This window comes from Bacteroidetes bacterium SB0662_bin_6, assembly GCA_009839485.1.
Lineage (GTDB): Bacteria > Bacteroidota > Rhodothermia > Rhodothermales > VXPQ01 > VXPQ01.
The window spans coordinates 1-15,255 of record VXPQ01000055.1 but is presented as its reverse complement, the minus strand read 5'-3'; the positions used below and the strand labels follow the sequence as shown (position 1 = coordinate 15,255).

General features: G+C 62.0%; 11 protein-coding genes. 3 read left to right on the top strand and 8 right to left on the bottom strand.

Annotated features, from left to right (window positions below; genetic code table 11):
* Positions 1–22: 22 nt before the first annotated feature.
* Positions 23–763 (top strand): DUF1080 domain-containing protein, encoded by a 741-nt coding sequence (locus tag F4Y00_10725; protein ID MYE05429.1) that lies wholly within the window; start codon positions 23–25, stop codon positions 761–763.
* A gap of 3 nt (positions 764–766) precedes the next feature.
* Here F4Y00_10725 and F4Y00_10720 read toward each other — a convergent pair whose 3' ends face one another.
* The gene (locus tag F4Y00_10720) at positions 767–3,085 is read right to left on the bottom strand and encodes a carbohydrate binding family 9 domain-containing protein (protein ID MYE05428.1); all 2,319 of its coding nucleotides are present in this window, start codon (positions 3,083–3,085) and stop codon (positions 767–769) included.
* Positions 3,086–3,160: 75 nt separating this feature from the next.
* Here F4Y00_10720 and F4Y00_10715 point away from each other — a divergent pair, with 75 nt between their 5' ends.
* The gene (locus tag F4Y00_10715) at positions 3,161–4,507 is read left to right on the top strand and encodes a gluconate transporter (GenBank protein MYE05427.1); all 1,347 of its coding nucleotides are present in this window, start codon (positions 3,161–3,163) and stop codon (positions 4,505–4,507) included.
* A gap of 38 nt (positions 4,508–4,545) precedes the next feature.
* On the opposite strand, the gene F4Y00_10710 is transcribed toward F4Y00_10715, so the two are convergent.
* Positions 4,546–5,850 carry a Gfo/Idh/MocA family oxidoreductase gene (locus F4Y00_10710; protein ID MYE05426.1) on the bottom strand — a complete coding sequence of 435 codons (1,305 nt, stop codon included), beginning with the start codon at positions 5,848–5,850 and terminating at the stop codon, positions 4,546–4,548.
* 72 nt (positions 5,851–5,922) lie between these two features.
* Positions 5,923–6,813 (bottom strand): formylglycine-generating enzyme family protein, encoded by an 891-nt coding sequence (locus F4Y00_10705; protein ID MYE05425.1) that lies wholly within the window; start codon positions 6,811–6,813, stop codon positions 5,923–5,925.
* On the opposite strand from F4Y00_10705, the gene F4Y00_10700 reads away from it, so the two are divergent.
* Positions 6,812–7,771 carry an FAD:protein FMN transferase gene (locus F4Y00_10700; protein MYE05424.1) on the top strand — a complete coding sequence of 320 codons (960 nt, stop codon included), beginning with the start codon at positions 6,812–6,814 and terminating at the stop codon, positions 7,769–7,771. The genes F4Y00_10705 and F4Y00_10700 overlap by 2 nt on opposite strands.
* A 21-nt stretch (positions 7,772–7,792) precedes the next feature.
* Here F4Y00_10700 and F4Y00_10695 read toward each other — a convergent pair whose 3' ends face one another.
* From F4Y00_10695 to F4Y00_10675, 5 genes are all read right to left on the bottom strand, one after another.
* The gene (locus F4Y00_10695; GenBank protein ID MYE05423.1) at positions 7,793–9,721 is read right to left on the bottom strand and encodes a hypothetical protein; all 1,929 of its coding nucleotides are present in this window, start codon (positions 9,719–9,721) and stop codon (positions 7,793–7,795) included.
* Between the two features lie 173 nt (positions 9,722–9,894).
* Positions 9,895–10,626 carry a DUF305 domain-containing protein gene (locus tag F4Y00_10690; GenBank protein MYE05422.1) on the bottom strand — a complete coding sequence of 244 codons (732 nt, stop codon included), beginning with the start codon at positions 10,624–10,626 and terminating at the stop codon, positions 9,895–9,897.
* Positions 10,627–10,752: 126 nt separating this feature from the next.
* Complete coding sequence (locus tag F4Y00_10685; protein ID MYE05421.1) at positions 10,753–12,192, bottom strand: sulfatase; 1,440 nt, start codon at positions 12,190–12,192, stop codon at positions 10,753–10,755.
* A 43-nt stretch (positions 12,193–12,235) separates the two neighbouring features.
* The gene (locus tag F4Y00_10680) at positions 12,236–14,752 is read right to left on the bottom strand and encodes a penicillin acylase family protein (protein ID MYE05420.1); all 2,517 of its coding nucleotides are present in this window, start codon (positions 14,750–14,752) and stop codon (positions 12,236–12,238) included.
* 57 nt (positions 14,753–14,809) lie between these two features.
* A partial coding sequence (locus F4Y00_10675) for a hypothetical protein (protein ID MYE05419.1) occupies positions 14,810–15,255 on the bottom strand: 446 nt, incomplete at its 5' end.

The window sequence follows — 15,255 nt, the reverse complement described above, 5'->3', positions numbered from 1 at the left end:
CCACCACACACGCCACAGTATCATGCCCATACGTACTCTTTCCCTCTTCGCTGCCCTCGTTTTCCTCGCAGCAGGGTGCGCCTCCGATTCGGGAGACGCGGATTACGACGCTGCGGCCGAATCCGAAACGCCGGAAATGGCCGATCCGCATCCGGATACTTCCGAACCCGGATGGATGCCGCTCTTCAACGAGGACCTCTCCAATGCAATAGACCCCGGGGGCGTTTGGGCATGGGAAGAAGGCGTGCTCACAAGCAGCGTGGATCAGGGCCTCTTTACGCAGGCCACCTACAACGACTTCGTGCTGGACCTCGAAGTCATGTTCGATCCGGGCGCGAACAGCGGGATCATCCTGCACGCGACCGAGACGGACACCAGCGCCTGGATTCCCTATTCCATCGAGGTGCAGATCGCCGACGATTACGCCATGAAAGATTCGGCCCGGCACCACCAGGAATCCGGCGCTTTCTACGGGCATGTGCCCCCGTCGGAGCAGCGAATCAAGCCTGCCGGAGAATGGAACCGCTACACGGTGACTGCAAGGGGCGACTCCCTGTGGACGGCGCTCAACGGCATGGAAGTGAGCGAAATCGACATGAGCGAATACCACTCTGCGGAAACCAATCCGGACGGGACCTCCATTCCGCCCTGGCTGAGCAACCCGCTGGCCGAATTGGCTACCGAGGGCCATATCGGCATCCAGGGCAAGCATGGGGAAACCGGGGTCTGGTTCCGGAACCTCATGATCAAGCCGATGGAGTAGGGCCTATAACTGGAACGTATAGGTGTATTTGACGAGCAGCGTCCGGTTGTCCGTGAACGGCGGCGCGGGGTTGAACCGGTTCCGCGCCGTGTTCATTCCATGGTTGTAGACCAGCCACAGGTCGTTCCCCTCGCGGAAATTGTACCGCAGGCGGATATTGGACGAGAGCGCGTCGCTTATGCTGTTGTACTGCAGGAAGACGTTGGCCGACGCCTGCGTATCCAGGGCCATGCCGATCCTGAACCGCAACAGGTGCGCGTGCAACCCGGTATCCCTGTCCGGAAAACGAATCCGGCTGTACTCGTAGCGCCCTGAAATCTCAAGGTGCGGCGATACGTACCAGGTGGGACGCGCAGCGGCCGTGACCTTCCAGCCGTCGTAGAAAGGGCCTGCCTGTAACGTGGGCCCCAACCGGTACCGGTTCGTATTGGATTCTCCATACGACACTTCCGCTTCCCAGAACGTGTAGCTTCCGGCGGGGATCTCCACCTCTCCGATCGAAAAAGGAGCAGATAGATCTTCGTACAAGACCATGAACCCGGCCTGCCCCCGCGTTCCGTTCCGGGCCCCGTAACTCCACCGGGGGCCCACCTGTGCGGATTCGATGGAACCGTCCTGATTGCGCAAATACGTAAATCCGGCCATTTCGAAGGTGTGGAAAATCAGCCGGGCGCCTTCCGGAGGCAGCCAGGTGTAGGAAAGCATGTTGTCCACCAGGGTGAAGTCGTTGCGCTGCGAAAACCCGATGCCCGGATCGTAGTCCGCGCCCGCCCAGGCCAGAATGGAGCGGTATTCCCATTCCCTGCTGCGACGCCGCTCCATCTGCACGGTCATGCGTCCGCCGTTCAGCGGGCGGTAATCCGGGCTATCGATGCGCACGTCATCGAACGAGTGCGCCCACTGGAGCGTCAGATAATCGTCCCCGAAAAGCCGGAAAACGCCGTCCAGGCCGTAGGCGAAGTTGTACGCGCCGTCCGCCCCGAGGCGGCTCGTCCCCATCGCGCCCGCATACGACCAGGGGTTGAACACCTTCCGCCGCAGGCGCAGCACCCCGAAATTCTCCGACGACTGGTCGCCGGAGGCCGCGGTCTGCATGGTGAGCGCCCCAATGTCCCACTGTCCGAAGCGCCCGGCGCCGCGCGCGCCGCCGAGGATCGGCACGGGAGCACCCTCTTCCGTCAGCCCGATGCGCCGGCTGTGAAAAAGACGGCTCAATCCCCCTGTCCGAAAATCGAAAATGGCGGCCCGCTCCTGAAAGAACTGGCGCTTCTCCGGAAAGAAAAGCGAGAACCGCGTCAGGTTGATTTGCTGATCGTCCGCTTCGACCTGCGCAAAATCGGTGTTCAGCGTAAGATCGAGTGCGCCGTTGTTCCCGAACTGGTACTTCAGATCGGCCCCGATCTCCCGTGTCACATCGCGGTCGTATCCCCAAGCGCCCTCCTGCAGTTGGGCCGTTTCTCCCGCCCCTCCCAAGCCGTATCCGGTCACGTACACCGGCAACTCCGATTCGATGCCCTCCAGCAGGAATTTCTGCGCCAGGGACGGCTTCAGGAACGCCCAGTTCGAAATACGCTCGACCGGAGGAAACACTACTCGCTCATCCTTGCGCACAACCTTGCGTTGCAGGGTCAGCCCCATGATGACCGTGCCGTCTTCACGCGGCTGGAAACGCAGGCTGGAAAACGGGATGCGCATTTCCGAAAACCATCCGCTGTCGGCAATGACGGTCTCCACATCCCAGTAGGTGTTGAAATCCACATTGATCCAGCCGCCGGACGAAATACCCCCGCCGCTGGCGTCGTTCGAGATGGCGGCCTCCCGCCGGTGCCCCCTCGGATTGCTGTTGAACAGCATGCCGGTCTCGTTGTCGTTGTACGAATCGATCAGAATCTCGAAATGATCGTCGTTGCTGAGCCGGTCCCGGTAGAGCGTGTTGGCGCGAATGCCCTCCGGGTTCCGGTCGTAGGCGCGCAGGGCGAGAAAAAGATACTCCTCGTCGTAGGCGATGAGCATCTCCGTGCGCTCGGTCGGAGGCGTTCCGTTGTTCGGCTCGTACTGCGACGGGACGTACGGCTCGACCGACCGCCAGGCCGGTTCGAAACTGAGCCCGTCCAGTTCGACCGGTCCGCCGACGCGCTGCATGATAATAAGGTCCTGTTTCGGCGTGGTCTGCTGCAGTTCCTGACGCGGTTGCTCCTGGGCCCGGGCCGCCGCAGGCAAAAACAAACCGGGCAATACCGCGCAGCAGAGTGCGATGGATAAGGCAAAAACAGGAAAGGAGCCGCGCAGATTGCGCCGAAATGATCGCAAGGCGGAGGTCATCTATGGTAAAGGTTCTGTATTTTCAGCGTCAAGGTACTGTAATTTTACCACCCCTGCCCCTTTATCTGTAGTCATATGTCCACCACCGCACTGCTTCTTCTGACCGCCGGCAGCATCGGAGTACTCCTGCTTCTGGTCATCGCGCTGCGCATGCAGGCGTTCATCGCCCTGCTTGTCGTGAGTTTCATTGCCGCCATTCTTGGCGGCGTGCCCCCCTCGGCGGTTGCCGACGCGGTCACCGAAGGCATGGGCAACACGCTCGGCTACATTGCCGTGGTAATCGGAGTGGGCACCATGCTGGGCGAGATGATTCAGGCGTCGGGCGGAGCAAGTAAAATCGCCTCGACGATCATCAGGGTGTTCGGAGAACGGAAAGCCCAGTGGGCGCTGGCCCTGATCGGCATCATCGTCGCCACGCCCGTATTCTTCGAGGTCGGGCTTATCATTTTCATTCCCCTCGTTTACAACCTGGCCCGCAGAACCGGCAAATCGCTGCTCTACTACGGCATCCCGCTGGTAGGAGGCATGGCTGTGGCGCATGCCTGCATTCCGCCCACCCCGGGACCGGTGGCCGTGTCGTCGATCATCGGCGCAGACCTCGGATGGGTCATCTTCTTCGGCGTCCTCGCCGGGGCGCCCGCCGCAGCCATAGGCGGCGTCTTCTTCGGCAACCGCATTGCGCGGCGCATCCATGTGGCGGTGCCGGAAACCGCGGAACACAAAGAAGACGATACCGAGGGACGAAAAACGCCCAGTTTCGCCATGGTCGTGGCGCTCATTGCGCTGCCTCTCGTGCTGATTCTTGCAAATACGGCCGGTAAAATCGTGCTCCCGGAAGGAAGCGATCTCCGGGGATGGATATCGTTCATCGGGCACCCGTTCACGGCGCTCACCGCAGCGCTCCTGCTTGCCTTTTACTTTCTCGGCATCCGACTGGGCTTTTCCGCGGACGAGGTGCAGCGCATCGCCACCCGGTCCATGGAGCCCGTGGGCATGATTATCCTGCTGACCGGAGCCGGCGGGGTGTTCGCGCACATCCTGGTCCAAACAGGCGTGGGCGACGCGCTGACCGAAATGATGGCCGCCACCCAACTACCGATCCTCCTGTTCGGCTTCCTGATCGCCGTGGTGATCCGCGTAGCGCAGGGTTCGGCCACAATGGCCATGGTCGCATCGGCAGGCTTGCTGGCGCCCATTATCCAGAACGGCAGCTTCTCGGAGCCAATGCTCGGCGCCATCACGATCGCGGTAGCCTGCGGCGCTACCGTGCTGTCGCACGTGAACGATTCCGGCTTCTGGCTCGTGAACCAGCTCATGGGCATGACCGAGGCCCAGACACTCCGTTCGTGGACCGTCATGGCCACGATCGTAGGCGTCGTGGGCCTTGCGGTCGTACTGCTCGTGGCCGGCGTGTGGCTATAACCGTCCTGCGATAACCGCCGGGGCGCCCGGGGAAGAAATCACCCCGAAACGGCCATTTCGTCTTCTTCGAACGGCCGGCGGTTCAGCACCGTCTCGCCGGGCACAGCCGCCGCGAAAATCGGCACGTCGCCGAACTCCCAGGTGGCCGGGGTGAGTTTCTGGGTCGAATTCATCACATCGTCCCAGGTCACCTCCTGTCCCGTATAGGCCGCCTCGCGCACCATGATCGCCGAAATGTTGGTTTCGGCCATGCGCCGCGCCTCGTTGATCGGCTTTTCGCCGCGAATGCTTTCGATCAGGTTCGTGTGCTCCTGCACGTACGGATTCGGATTCTCGCCGTCGAAGCGGAACGCATTCTCGCCCTTGATCCACGAGGCCGCATTGGACGTGCCCTTCGTGCCGATGATGTGCTCGCCCACGAAATTCGCCGTGTTCTCCTGCTGCTTGCACATGCTCAGGATCGTGGCGCCGCTCGGGTACTCGAGGTTCACCGCAAAGTGATCGAAAATGTGGCCGTACTCCGGCGAAACGCGCTGCTGCCGCCCGCCGACGCCCGAGGCCTTGATCGGGGTTTCGCCCACGGCCCAGTTCGCCACGTCGATATTGTGAATGTGCTGCTCGACCACATGGTCACCGGAGAGGTACGTGTAGTAGAGCCAGTTCCGCACCTGATACTCCATATCGGACCATCCCGGCTTGCGATCCACCTTCCAAAGGCCGCCCTGATTCCAGTATACCTGTCCGGACACCACCTGACCGATCGCTCCGTCATGAATTCGCTGCATGACTTCGAGATACCGGCGCTCATGCCGCCGCTGCGTGCCCGCCACGATGGACAGTCCCTTGCGGTCGGCTTCGTCCGCCGCATCGAAGAAAACACGTACGCCCGCAGGGTCTATACCGACGGGTTTCTCCATAAATACATGGCGTCCCTTCTCGATCGCGTAGGGCACATGGATGGGACGGAACACCGGCGGGGTAGCGAAAATGACGACATCCACATCGCTGTCGATGACATGCTTCCAGGCATCCCAACCGGAAAATTCGTGCTCGGGGCTTACCTGATAGGCGTCTCCAAGTTGTTCCTTGAGCTTGGCCTTGGAGCTGTCCAGACGGTCTTCGAACAAATCGCCCATAGCCACCAGCGTCACGCCGGAGGCTGCTTCGACGGCATTGACGGCGGCGCCGGTCCCCCGGCCTCCGCAGCCCACCAGTCCATAGCGAATCGTGTCCGAGCCGGCGGCCCATGCGAAATTCCCGCTCGGCATGAAGGCGAGGCCTGCCGCAGCGGCGGCGCTGCTCTTTACGAAATTGCGCCGCGATACCAGAGGATTGTGCTTCATGAATCTGCTTTGTTTATGTGCGTTGTGCGTTTGAAAGAAAGTAACGGTTGCGCACCGGAAATAACACCGGGTTTACGGTTCCCGAATGACGCGGAACCCCATGAACGGCCCGTCCGTGAGCCAGAATCTGCTTTTCGGTATTTGCGGATCCGTTTCCTGCCACTTCGGAGAAGGCGTCTTGCGCGCTGCGCACCCCACTTCTTCCGCCTTGTCCATGAAAGAGCCCCCGCACGCCAGCGGGGCGCCCTCCGGGCCGGTGCACCATTCCGCCGCATTGCCGATCATGTCCTGAATCCCGAACGCGTTCGAAGCAAGGCTGCCGATCGGGTGCGTGGCGTCGAAGGCATTGTCCCAGTACCAGGCATGCTCGTCGAGCGCATCGCCGGAAACCGGCGGCTCGCCCGCCAGGCAGGCATATTCCCATTCCGCCTCGGTCGGCAAGCGGTACGTCTTGCCGGTCCGGACGGAAAGCCAGTCCGCAAACGCCTCCGCCACAATGTATGTCATGCTGATGGCGGCGTACCCGCGATGCCCGTACCCCCTGTCCGGAGCGCCGTACGGCTTGCTCGGACGAAGTATCGCATCGTCGGCGCCGGGTTCCCCATCGTTTTCGAATGCGTAGATATCAAAAATCTCCCAGGGAATTTCCGTCCCGGCAATCCAGAACGGGCCTACGGAAACCTCTTTTCCGTTCATGGGAACGGAACCCGCCGGGACCGGAATCATATCGATTTCGGCAGGCGCCTCGCTGAAGGTCTCGACATAGGCTTCCATCGCATCGGGCGTAGAAACGTCCGCGTCCGAACCCGCGTCCTGCGCCCTTGCCGTTCCCGCAAGGAGCATACACCCGCACACTGCCATGCCTGTTCGGAAAAACATCCTGTTGCTGCGGAGATTGGTCAAATGGTCCGGAATCCCGGCCGCCATGATCGTTGCCGTATTCCTTGCATCGTGTGCGCCCATGCGCGAAACGGATCGGGATTCAGATCGAAAATCGAATCGGAGGAGCCTGTATCGTTACGAATATACGCAGGTTCATATGGGGGTACAAGCCCGGATCGTTTTGTATGCGCCGGACCAGGCGGCGGCGGAACACGGGGCCGTGGCCGCCTTCGACCGGATCGCCGCCCTCGACGCAACCATGAGCGATTACCGCCGGGACAGCGAACTGATGCGCCTTGCAGGGCGAAGCGGCGCGGGACCGGTTCCGGTAAGCGCCGAGCTGTTCCATGTCCTTCGCAGGGCCGGGCAGTTCGCCAGGCTGTCCGGCGGCGCCTTCGACATTACGGCGGGGCCGCTCGTGCAACTCTGGCGCACCGCGCGGGATACCGGCACGCTGCCCGCACCGGACGCGCTGGAAACCGCGCGGTCACGCAGCGGCTATGCCCTGCTCCGGCTCGATGCGGAAGATTCCACGGCCATGCTTGCAAACAAGGGCATGCGCCTCGACCTCGGCGGCATCGCCAAGGGATTCGCCGCGGACGAAGCGCTGGCGACCCTCCGGACGCATGGCCTCCCGCACGCCATGATCGAATTCGGCGGGGACATTGTAACAGGCGATGCGCCGCCCCGAGAACGCGACGCGGCGGACGGGCCTGAAAACGACAAAACAGGCTGGCGCATTACGGAGCCGCTCTCCGGGCGTACGTTCCATCTAACGAACGCCGCCATATCCACGTCCGGCGACACAGTACAGTTCGTCGTAATCGACGGAACGCGGTATTCCCATGTCCTGGACCCGCGCACGGGCATCCCCCTGACCAACCGCATCGCGGTGACCGTCATCGCGCCGGAGGGCATCCTCTCGGACGGGCTGGCGACGATGCTGTCGGTACTGGGCCCCGAGGAGGGCATGCCCCTCGTCGAGCGCACCTGGCCGGATGTGCAGGTGTTCTTCGACGACGCCAGCGCAGAAAAATAACTTCCTGCGCCTGTCCCGCACTCAGTTCATCGTTGCCAGATTCCTCACGGTATTCGCCAGCATGTGCACCTTCGCCGCATTTCCCGCAGCGGTTGCCTCATCGTCGAGCGTGTCGGACAACAGCGTTAACGCCTCCTGCCGGGCCGCACCCGATGCATTTTCTGCAGCGGCGAGTTCTTCCCGCAGCGACGCAATCCGGTCCGCGGAGAGCTCTTCCGAGCGCTCAAGCTGATCCACATAGGCATGCGCCAGCACAAAGCTGGCCGGCCATACGAATGCGGGCTGCATCTGCGCATTGAGATAGTCGAGCTTGACCGTCCCGGCGGCAGCGATCTCGTTTTCCGAAAGATATTCGCTCGGCGTCAGTTCGAAGATGTCGAGCCCGCGCGCGATTTCCGAGCTGACGAGCACGCCGTTGTACCAGTACACCGACCAGCTCCCGCCCATCACCATGCGGTCCGGGTTTACGGGCCCGCGATCATGGTACGCAATCTCTACAGGGTTCGAAGGATCCGTCCAGTCGAAAATGGAAATGCCCCCCTGGTACCAGGATTGCACCATGACGTCGCGTCCCGGGATCGGGATCAGCGAACCGTTGTGCGCGACGCAATTCTCCTCAGGCGTCTGCGGTTCCGGAATCTTGTAATAACTCTTGAACTGCATCTTGCCGTCTTCGAGCGTGAAAATCGCGTTGGCGCCCCATTCCACGGGATCGGTGGCGCGGCACTTCGGCGCACCGCCTCCGCCCCATTCGTCCGTGAAGAGAATGCTGGTGCCGTCGTTGTTAAAGGTCGCCGAGTGCCAATAGGCGAAATTCGAATCGGCGACCGCATCTATGCGCGTCGGATTGGCAGGGTCCGAGATATCGAGCAGAAGCCCGTATCCTTCGCAGGCGCCTCCGGCCAGACCGATCTCCGGGTACAGCGTGATGTCATGACACTGCGTAGGCCCAGGACCCTCTCCCTCCTCCTGACCGAGCGGAACGCCGAACCGCTCCGAGAGAATCGCAGAAAGGTTCTCGCGAAGCAACGTGCTGTCGGCCGCCGTAGGCGGTCCGGTCCCTTCCCGCGCTTCCACGATCTCCGAAAGCAGCATGCCGACAAACTGCGACGGCAACACTTGCGCCTGTCCGAATATCTCGACAATGAAGGCACCCTCTGCCCGCGCCTGCTCGATAGCGGCAATGTCGTCCGGCGCCATACCATGCTCCGGAGGCGCTACGAGCCCCTCGAAAAGGCGAGGCGAACTCACGATCGCGGCTTGTTCGGGATGGGCAAGAGGCACCTTGATGACCTCGATCCGGAACAACGCCGTGTTCGGATCCTCCTCCGGCGGGGCGCCGGAACAACCGGCAAGTTCCTCTTCAGGACGCACCGGGGCGGACCCTGATACATAGACGTACACATTCTCATCGTCATCCGGGTCTTTCAGCAACGAATGCGTGTGGGAACCGCGGCACGTCTGCACATTGGTGATGTAGTCGGGATTTTCGATATCAGCGATATCGAAAATGCGGATTCCGCGCAGGCGATCCGGACTCACCGTTTCCTCAACGCCTTCGGTCCCGCAATCGAGCCGGCCGCCCAGCCCTTCGCCCGATACGAAAAGCAGGTTCTCATACACCGACACGTCGCTCTGCGACGCAGGGCAAAGATAGTCGATCACAAGGTCGGGTTCGCCGGGATTCGAAATGTCCCATACCTGCATGCCGTTATAGTTGCCCTGAATGGCGTAGTCGCCGGTGAAGGCCAGGTCGGAGTTGGTAACCCCGATGAAGTCTTCCGGAGACGGCGTCGATGAGAGCACGCGCAGATTCCATAGCGCTTCTCCGGCATCGAACAATCCCGCTTCGAGCCCGACGCGGGAGTCGGCGTATTGGATGGGCTCCGCAGCCCTCTCGGGCCCAGCCTGTGCGGAAGGAGCAGCCCCTCCGGGATCGGCCACGGTCATCGCGGGACTGTGGGCGCATGCGGAGAGTCCGCCCAGCAGACCTGCACAAAACAGAATCAACCAGAAACGGTGGGTGGCTGTCCAGGTAAGGGGATGATAAAGGAATGTTTTGGTTTTCATAGCCCATTTTCGGGTTAAGGGAAGAAAAATTCGAACGGAAAGTTGTCCAGGGGTCAGCTATCCTCGCCGGCATCGGGCAACTGTTCAAGCATGAGTTCCATGCGGGCGATCTCGGTAACCTGATCTACGTGAATGCCCGAAGCGAGTTTAAACGCCGCCTCATCCAGTGCAGCCCCGTCCGTACTGAAGAGTTCGTCGACCATATACACCGCCCCGGCGTGGTGCTGAATCATGTAGGTCAGAAAAAGCCGGTCGAAATCCAGCCCCCGGGCCGCCTCGAGTTCCTGCAGTTGCTCCTGCGAGAGCATTCCGGGCATGTGCATGTGCATAGCGTGATCGCCGGCGCCGTGTATCATCAGGTTTATGCCCGTGATGTGGACTTCGGGCACCGGCTGACCGCGATCGCGGAGCCATTGCTGCATGAGATCGATCTCGTCCTGCTGCGCATTGATGATACGGGCGGCCAGCGTCTGCACCTGCGGGCTCGCGCCATTGGAAGGCGCCAGTTCCGACATGATAAGGGCCTGCGCGTGGTGCGCAATCATGCCCGTCATGAAGTGGGTGTCGGCCTCCGTAAATTTGGTGAGCGCACTGTCCTGGCGCGCCCAGTAGAGCGCCTCCAGGTCGGCGGTCGAGGGCCGGGCGGCCCGCTCCTCGGCTTGCTCCGTGACCATGGCGCCCGTACTGCCGCAGGCCGCCGTGGTAAGCATAATCAGCAGGACAGCGATCCGGTCAAGATGCTTCATGCCTTTTGTTTGCCTGTGGTACAAGCCGGAAATACCCATCTACGGATACGAGTACGTTACAAAAACGTTACAAGAAATTTAAGATATGCAATTCATAGCAATCCCGGCGCATCCCGCAGTAAGGTCATTGGGGCCAGGACCTCGCCCATCCCGGAGCCATAGCGCCTATTGCGCCGCGCGCCTTTTTTCATCCAGCAATTGCTTCAGGCGGGCCATGGTTTCGGCGTGCTCCGGATTGTCCGCGAGATTGTCGTATTCCTGCGGGTCTTCCTGATAATCGTACAACTCCACGCCGGACTGTCCCTGATTCCATTCGGTGTACCGGAAACGCGGAGTCCGGATGGTGTGCCCCAGGACCGGCTCGTCAAACGCTTCAGGGTGCACCCAGCGAGCACGGCTCCAAGCCACCGTCAGCGCGGCCGGCCTGCCGGGATGGGCAGGGTCTTCAAGGATCGGTTTCATGCTCTGACCGGCCAGATGCTCCGGCAGCGGCAGGCCGCTCAGTTCCACCAGCGTCGGATACAGATCGACCAGTTCCGTGAGCGCCTCGGTAGCAGCGCCGGCGTGTCGGCGCTCCGGGGTAGCCACGATCAACGGGACCCGGACGGAGCCTTCAAACAGGTCTCCTTTCTGCCATAGCCCATGATGGCCCAGATGGTACCCGTGGTCGGACACGAATACGACGATCGTATTATCGGCCATGTCCAGACGCTCGAGGGCGTCGAGCAAGCGGCCCACCTGCGCATCCATGAAAGAGATCGACGCATAATAGGCCTGGATGATCTCCCGGCGCTGCTCCACCGTCAGTTCGCGTTGTTTGGGGCGGTCGGCCAGCGCAGCCACCGGAATGTCGTCCCGGTCTCCGGGCTCTTCCAGCACAGGATGAATGTCCTCAAGGGGATACTTTTCGAAGTAGGAACGAGGCGCTACGTACGGCGTGTGCGGGCGGTAAAAACCCACGGCCAGAAAAATCGGCTGGCCCGTTTGCGCTGCGTGATGTTCCTCAAGCAACGCGATGGCGGCGCTGGCCCCCAGAGCGTCGGTGTGTTCGCCCTCATCATCGTCCAGACTCAACCAGCTCAGCGTCCCCCCGAACTGGCCCGGGGTCAGGGTATGAATCCGGTCGTGCACTTCCCGGTCGATCCCGCGCGGGTTGACGACATGGTCCCACGAGAGCGAATCGTCCAGGCCATCGGTACCGATTCCGAGGGGTACGTTATAATGAAATAGCTTGCCGACCCGTGCGACATAGTACCCGTGTTGCCGGAACCATTGGGGCAGCGTCGCGACCTCGGGAATATGCACCCGAAAGGTATCCTGGTTCGTAAGCGCGCCGGTTTGCTCGGGATACAATCCAGTCAGGAAGCTGACGCGACTGGGATTGCAGACCGGATACTGGCAGTACGCGCGGTTGAAGCGCATCCCCTGGGCGGCGAGGCGGTCAATGTGGGGGCTCCGGACCAAGTCATGGCCGTATGCGCCCAGATCGTTGTTGAGATCGTCCACCGCGATGAACAGAACATTGGGGCGCTCTTCAGGCTGGCCGCACGCCGCAAGAAGCAGGCAGAACAGGCCTGTGAAAAATGCAAAGGACCAAAAACGCATAAAAGACCTCCTGGATGAAATACCATGCAAAATAGCGCGCCTGTTATTGTTTCGGAGGCAGAAGCTCCAGCAGATGCTCGGGAGAGGCCAGCTCCTCCCCGGGAGAAATTTCCACCAGAAAACCCTCGGCCCAGCGTACAGCCATGTCCCGGTAGTGACGGTCCAGCGGATTGCCGGATTGGCCCGTGGGAAGAAAAAAGTACCCGCGCGGCGCGTGCGGCGCCATGCTGGCCACGAAGCGCTGGGAAACCCCGGCTTCCCCGATCCACGGGATGCTCCACGAGGTGGAATCGAGCGGAGACCAACTGGCGCGGTCGGCGGCCCGCAGCGTGTAGGGCCCGCCGCGGGCGGGATACGGGCCGACATGAAACGAGAAAAGCCGGTCGAGCAGCGCTACGCTTCCCAGCGGATGGGCCGAGCGCTCGAAGCGCGCCTCCCCCCAGCGGACCTCCGCAAGGCCTGCCGCCGTACGGGCCGCTTCTTCCTCCCAGTGTGCAAGGGTTTCGATTTCGGGCGTGCGCACGTCGTCGGCCCAGAGCGCCAACTGGGCGCCCGGCGCATCGCCTTCTTCAAGCATCTGCACAAAAGCGAACGCCGGAAAAGCAGCGTCCTCTCCGAGTTCGTCCGCCGCGATCAGGGCGCGGAGGCGGTAGAGCCACGCGAAGAACGGAGCGGGACCGAGCGACCGGGGCTCGATGGTGAGATCCCAGTCTTCAAGCACAGCGGCAAGTTCCTCCGCGCCGATACGGCGGGCAGCGTCCACAGCCCGCTGCCGGGTAAGTTCAGACCACAGGCTCCGCGAATCCAGTTGCAGGCTGCGCATGTCGTTCACAGTCCATTCCGAAGCATGTGAAAGCACATCATGAATACGTCTTGCCCGGAACGGGGGGATATATTCCTGTCCGATTTGTCCGAATACCGCCCAACTCTGAAGGTTGTTGGCGGTGATGAGATAATCGGAAGGCGGATCGATCCATGCAGGCATCGAATCCTCATCCCGGAGCTCCGTCCAGCCCTGCGGCCACGTTTCAGGAGACAAAACGGTTGCCCCGACTGTCCCGGCGGGACGCAGTGGAACCGAACCGATCAGGCGGTACCCCAATCTTCCCGATATGGAAGCATAGATGAGGTTCATGTGCGGCTGACTGAAGCCGCGCGCGGCCACATCCATCTCTTCCACCGCACGGGCATGATTCATATTCACGAGCGTCCGGAAAGGGCCCGGCTCCAGAAACCCGGTCCAGAGCATGGACAGGTCAAGCCCGTCCGCAGGAATCACGTCGGTAATAATCGGTCCTCGCACGGTGCTGCGGATATTCCATTCCACGGGCTGCTCCCGCCCGCGCACTCCGATGAGCTCGCGGCGAATTTCGAGGGGACGCCAGACGGAACCATCGAGGTAGCTGCGACCGTCTTCGCTGAGGGTCTCGGCAATGAAATCCGCGCCGTCAATGGATGCATTGGTGAACCCCCACGCCATGTGCCGGGAGAGACCTATGACCACGCTATGAGCTCCCGGAATCGAGAAACCGGCCACATGGTGGTCGGAATCTTCCACGGAGATCGCATTCAGATACCATGTCGAGGGCGCCCGCAGATTTAGATGGGTGTCGTTGGCAAGCAGCGCATGCCCGTCCGCGGTGCGGGAAGGGCCGAGCGCCCACGAATTGGACGCCGGTAAACCAAGCCCTGCAAGCAGGCCCAGGGGATCGAGCGGCTTGCGAGGGGCCGGCGCGGTTTCCGCAAGACGGGTTCGATATGCATCGGGCAAGACTGCTTTCCCGTTCCGTACCGATGCTGCGGACCCGGTTTCGCCATCGGATGCCTCCGATTCACCGGGACGATCCTGCAAAATCGTGGGGCCCCAGGCGGGATAACGCGGCGTCAGCGCGGGACGGTGCGCTTCGGGAAGACGGGCAAGCGCCTCGATACGATCCAGTTCCCCCTGCCATTTCGACAAATCGAACGTCATGCTCCGGGAGATGGAAAGCGAAGCCTGCGGACTCCACGGTTGGGGATCGATACCCAGAATCACGAACTCGGGCGGCCATGGGCCGCGCCAACTCGCCAGCCGCGCGTTTACCCCCTCCGCATAGGCCCGGAGCGTGTCGAGCATGGACTCCGGCAGCGTGGCCATCTCCCTTTCGGCGGCTCCCCAAAAATCAAGGGTCCGGAGCAGCTTGTCGGCCCCGATGGCGGGCTCGCCGAACAGTTCGGCGAGGCGTCCCTGCGCCACCCGTTGATACATTTCGAGTTGCCACAAGCGCTCGGAAGCGTGCAAAAAGCCCTGCGCCCGTACAGCGTCGAGTTCGTTCCGGGCCCGGATGCGGGGAACGGCCCAGTCGTCGAAGGCAATGGTTACCGGGGCGGACAGGCCGGGCAACTCCACGGCGCCCGACCGGGGCTGGATCGATGTGCCCAGATACCAGCGCGCGCCGACCACCGTGATACCGAGCAGGAACAGCACGCAAACCAGCGTCCATACCACGGCCCGGCGGATCGCCTTGCCCCGGCGAACCGGCCCGGAAGAATCCGGCATAGCCGTTTGTTGCGGGTTCATGGCCTGGAATCTATGCGCATCGCCGGTTCGGAGGACTTACAAGAGAGCAACTTCCGCTCACCACGCGGTCAGCCGGGCGGCGCCTTCCACAACCTGGTACTGCCGGTTGCCCTCGACCTGGGCGAAGCGGTCCACCACGCCGCTGGGCCACCGGACAATAAGGCTGTCGGCAACAATGTGCTCGCCCAGCCCGAACGTAACCGGCAATTCGTTCTGGGACAGGTAGCTGGAGCCGGTGCGGACGCGGCGCTCCATCCGGAGGTCGCCAAGCACCACTTCCACGGAAGACGAAAGGCCCTCGCGGTTGCTGGCGCTTCCCTCCAGCATCACGCGAAGAAACACGGGATTGTCGTCGGCGCCGGCGGCCCCATTCTCCAGCAAATTATTCCGCCACAGGTGGGCGCCGCCCCCGTTTTCTACCATCAGCACGTCGATGTCGCCGTCGCGGTCGTAATCCGCGGCGGCCGGGCCACTTTTGTATACTCCCCCGGGTCCCGCGGGCC

What these genes read in the sequence shown, in the direction of transcription:
- F4Y00_10725 (MYE05429.1), top strand. Translation starts at nt 23, where the DNA reads ATGCCCATACGTACTCTTTCCCTCTTCGCTGCCCTCGTTTTCCTCGCA.
- F4Y00_10720 (MYE05428.1), bottom strand. Translation starts at nt 3,085, where the DNA reads ATGACCTCCGCCTTGCGATCATTTCGGCGCAATCTGCGCGGCTCCTTT.
- F4Y00_10715 (MYE05427.1), top strand. Translation starts at nt 3,161, where the DNA reads ATGTCCACCACCGCACTGCTTCTTCTGACCGCCGGCAGCATCGGAGTA.
- F4Y00_10710 (MYE05426.1), bottom strand. Translation starts at nt 5,850, where the DNA reads ATGAAGCACAATCCTCTGGTATCGCGGCGCAATTTCGTAAAGAGCAGC.
- F4Y00_10700 (MYE05424.1), top strand. Translation starts at nt 6,812, where the DNA reads ATGCGCGAAACGGATCGGGATTCAGATCGAAAATCGAATCGGAGGAGC.
- F4Y00_10705 (MYE05425.1), bottom strand. Translation starts at nt 6,813, where the DNA reads ATGGGCGCACACGATGCAAGGAATACGGCAACGATCATGGCGGCCGGG.
- F4Y00_10695 (MYE05423.1), bottom strand. Translation starts at nt 9,721, where the DNA reads ATGACCGTGGCCGATCCCGGAGGGGCTGCTCCTTCCGCACAGGCTGGG.
- F4Y00_10690 (MYE05422.1), bottom strand. Translation starts at nt 10,626, where the DNA reads ATGGGTATTTCCGGCTTGTACCACAGGCAAACAAAAGGCATGAAGCAT.
- F4Y00_10685 (MYE05421.1), bottom strand. Translation starts at nt 12,192, where the DNA reads ATGCGTTTTTGGTCCTTTGCATTTTTCACAGGCCTGTTCTGCCTGCTT.
- F4Y00_10680 (MYE05420.1), bottom strand. Translation starts at nt 14,752, where the DNA reads ATGAACCCGCAACAAACGGCTATGCCGGATTCTTCCGGGCCGGTTCGC.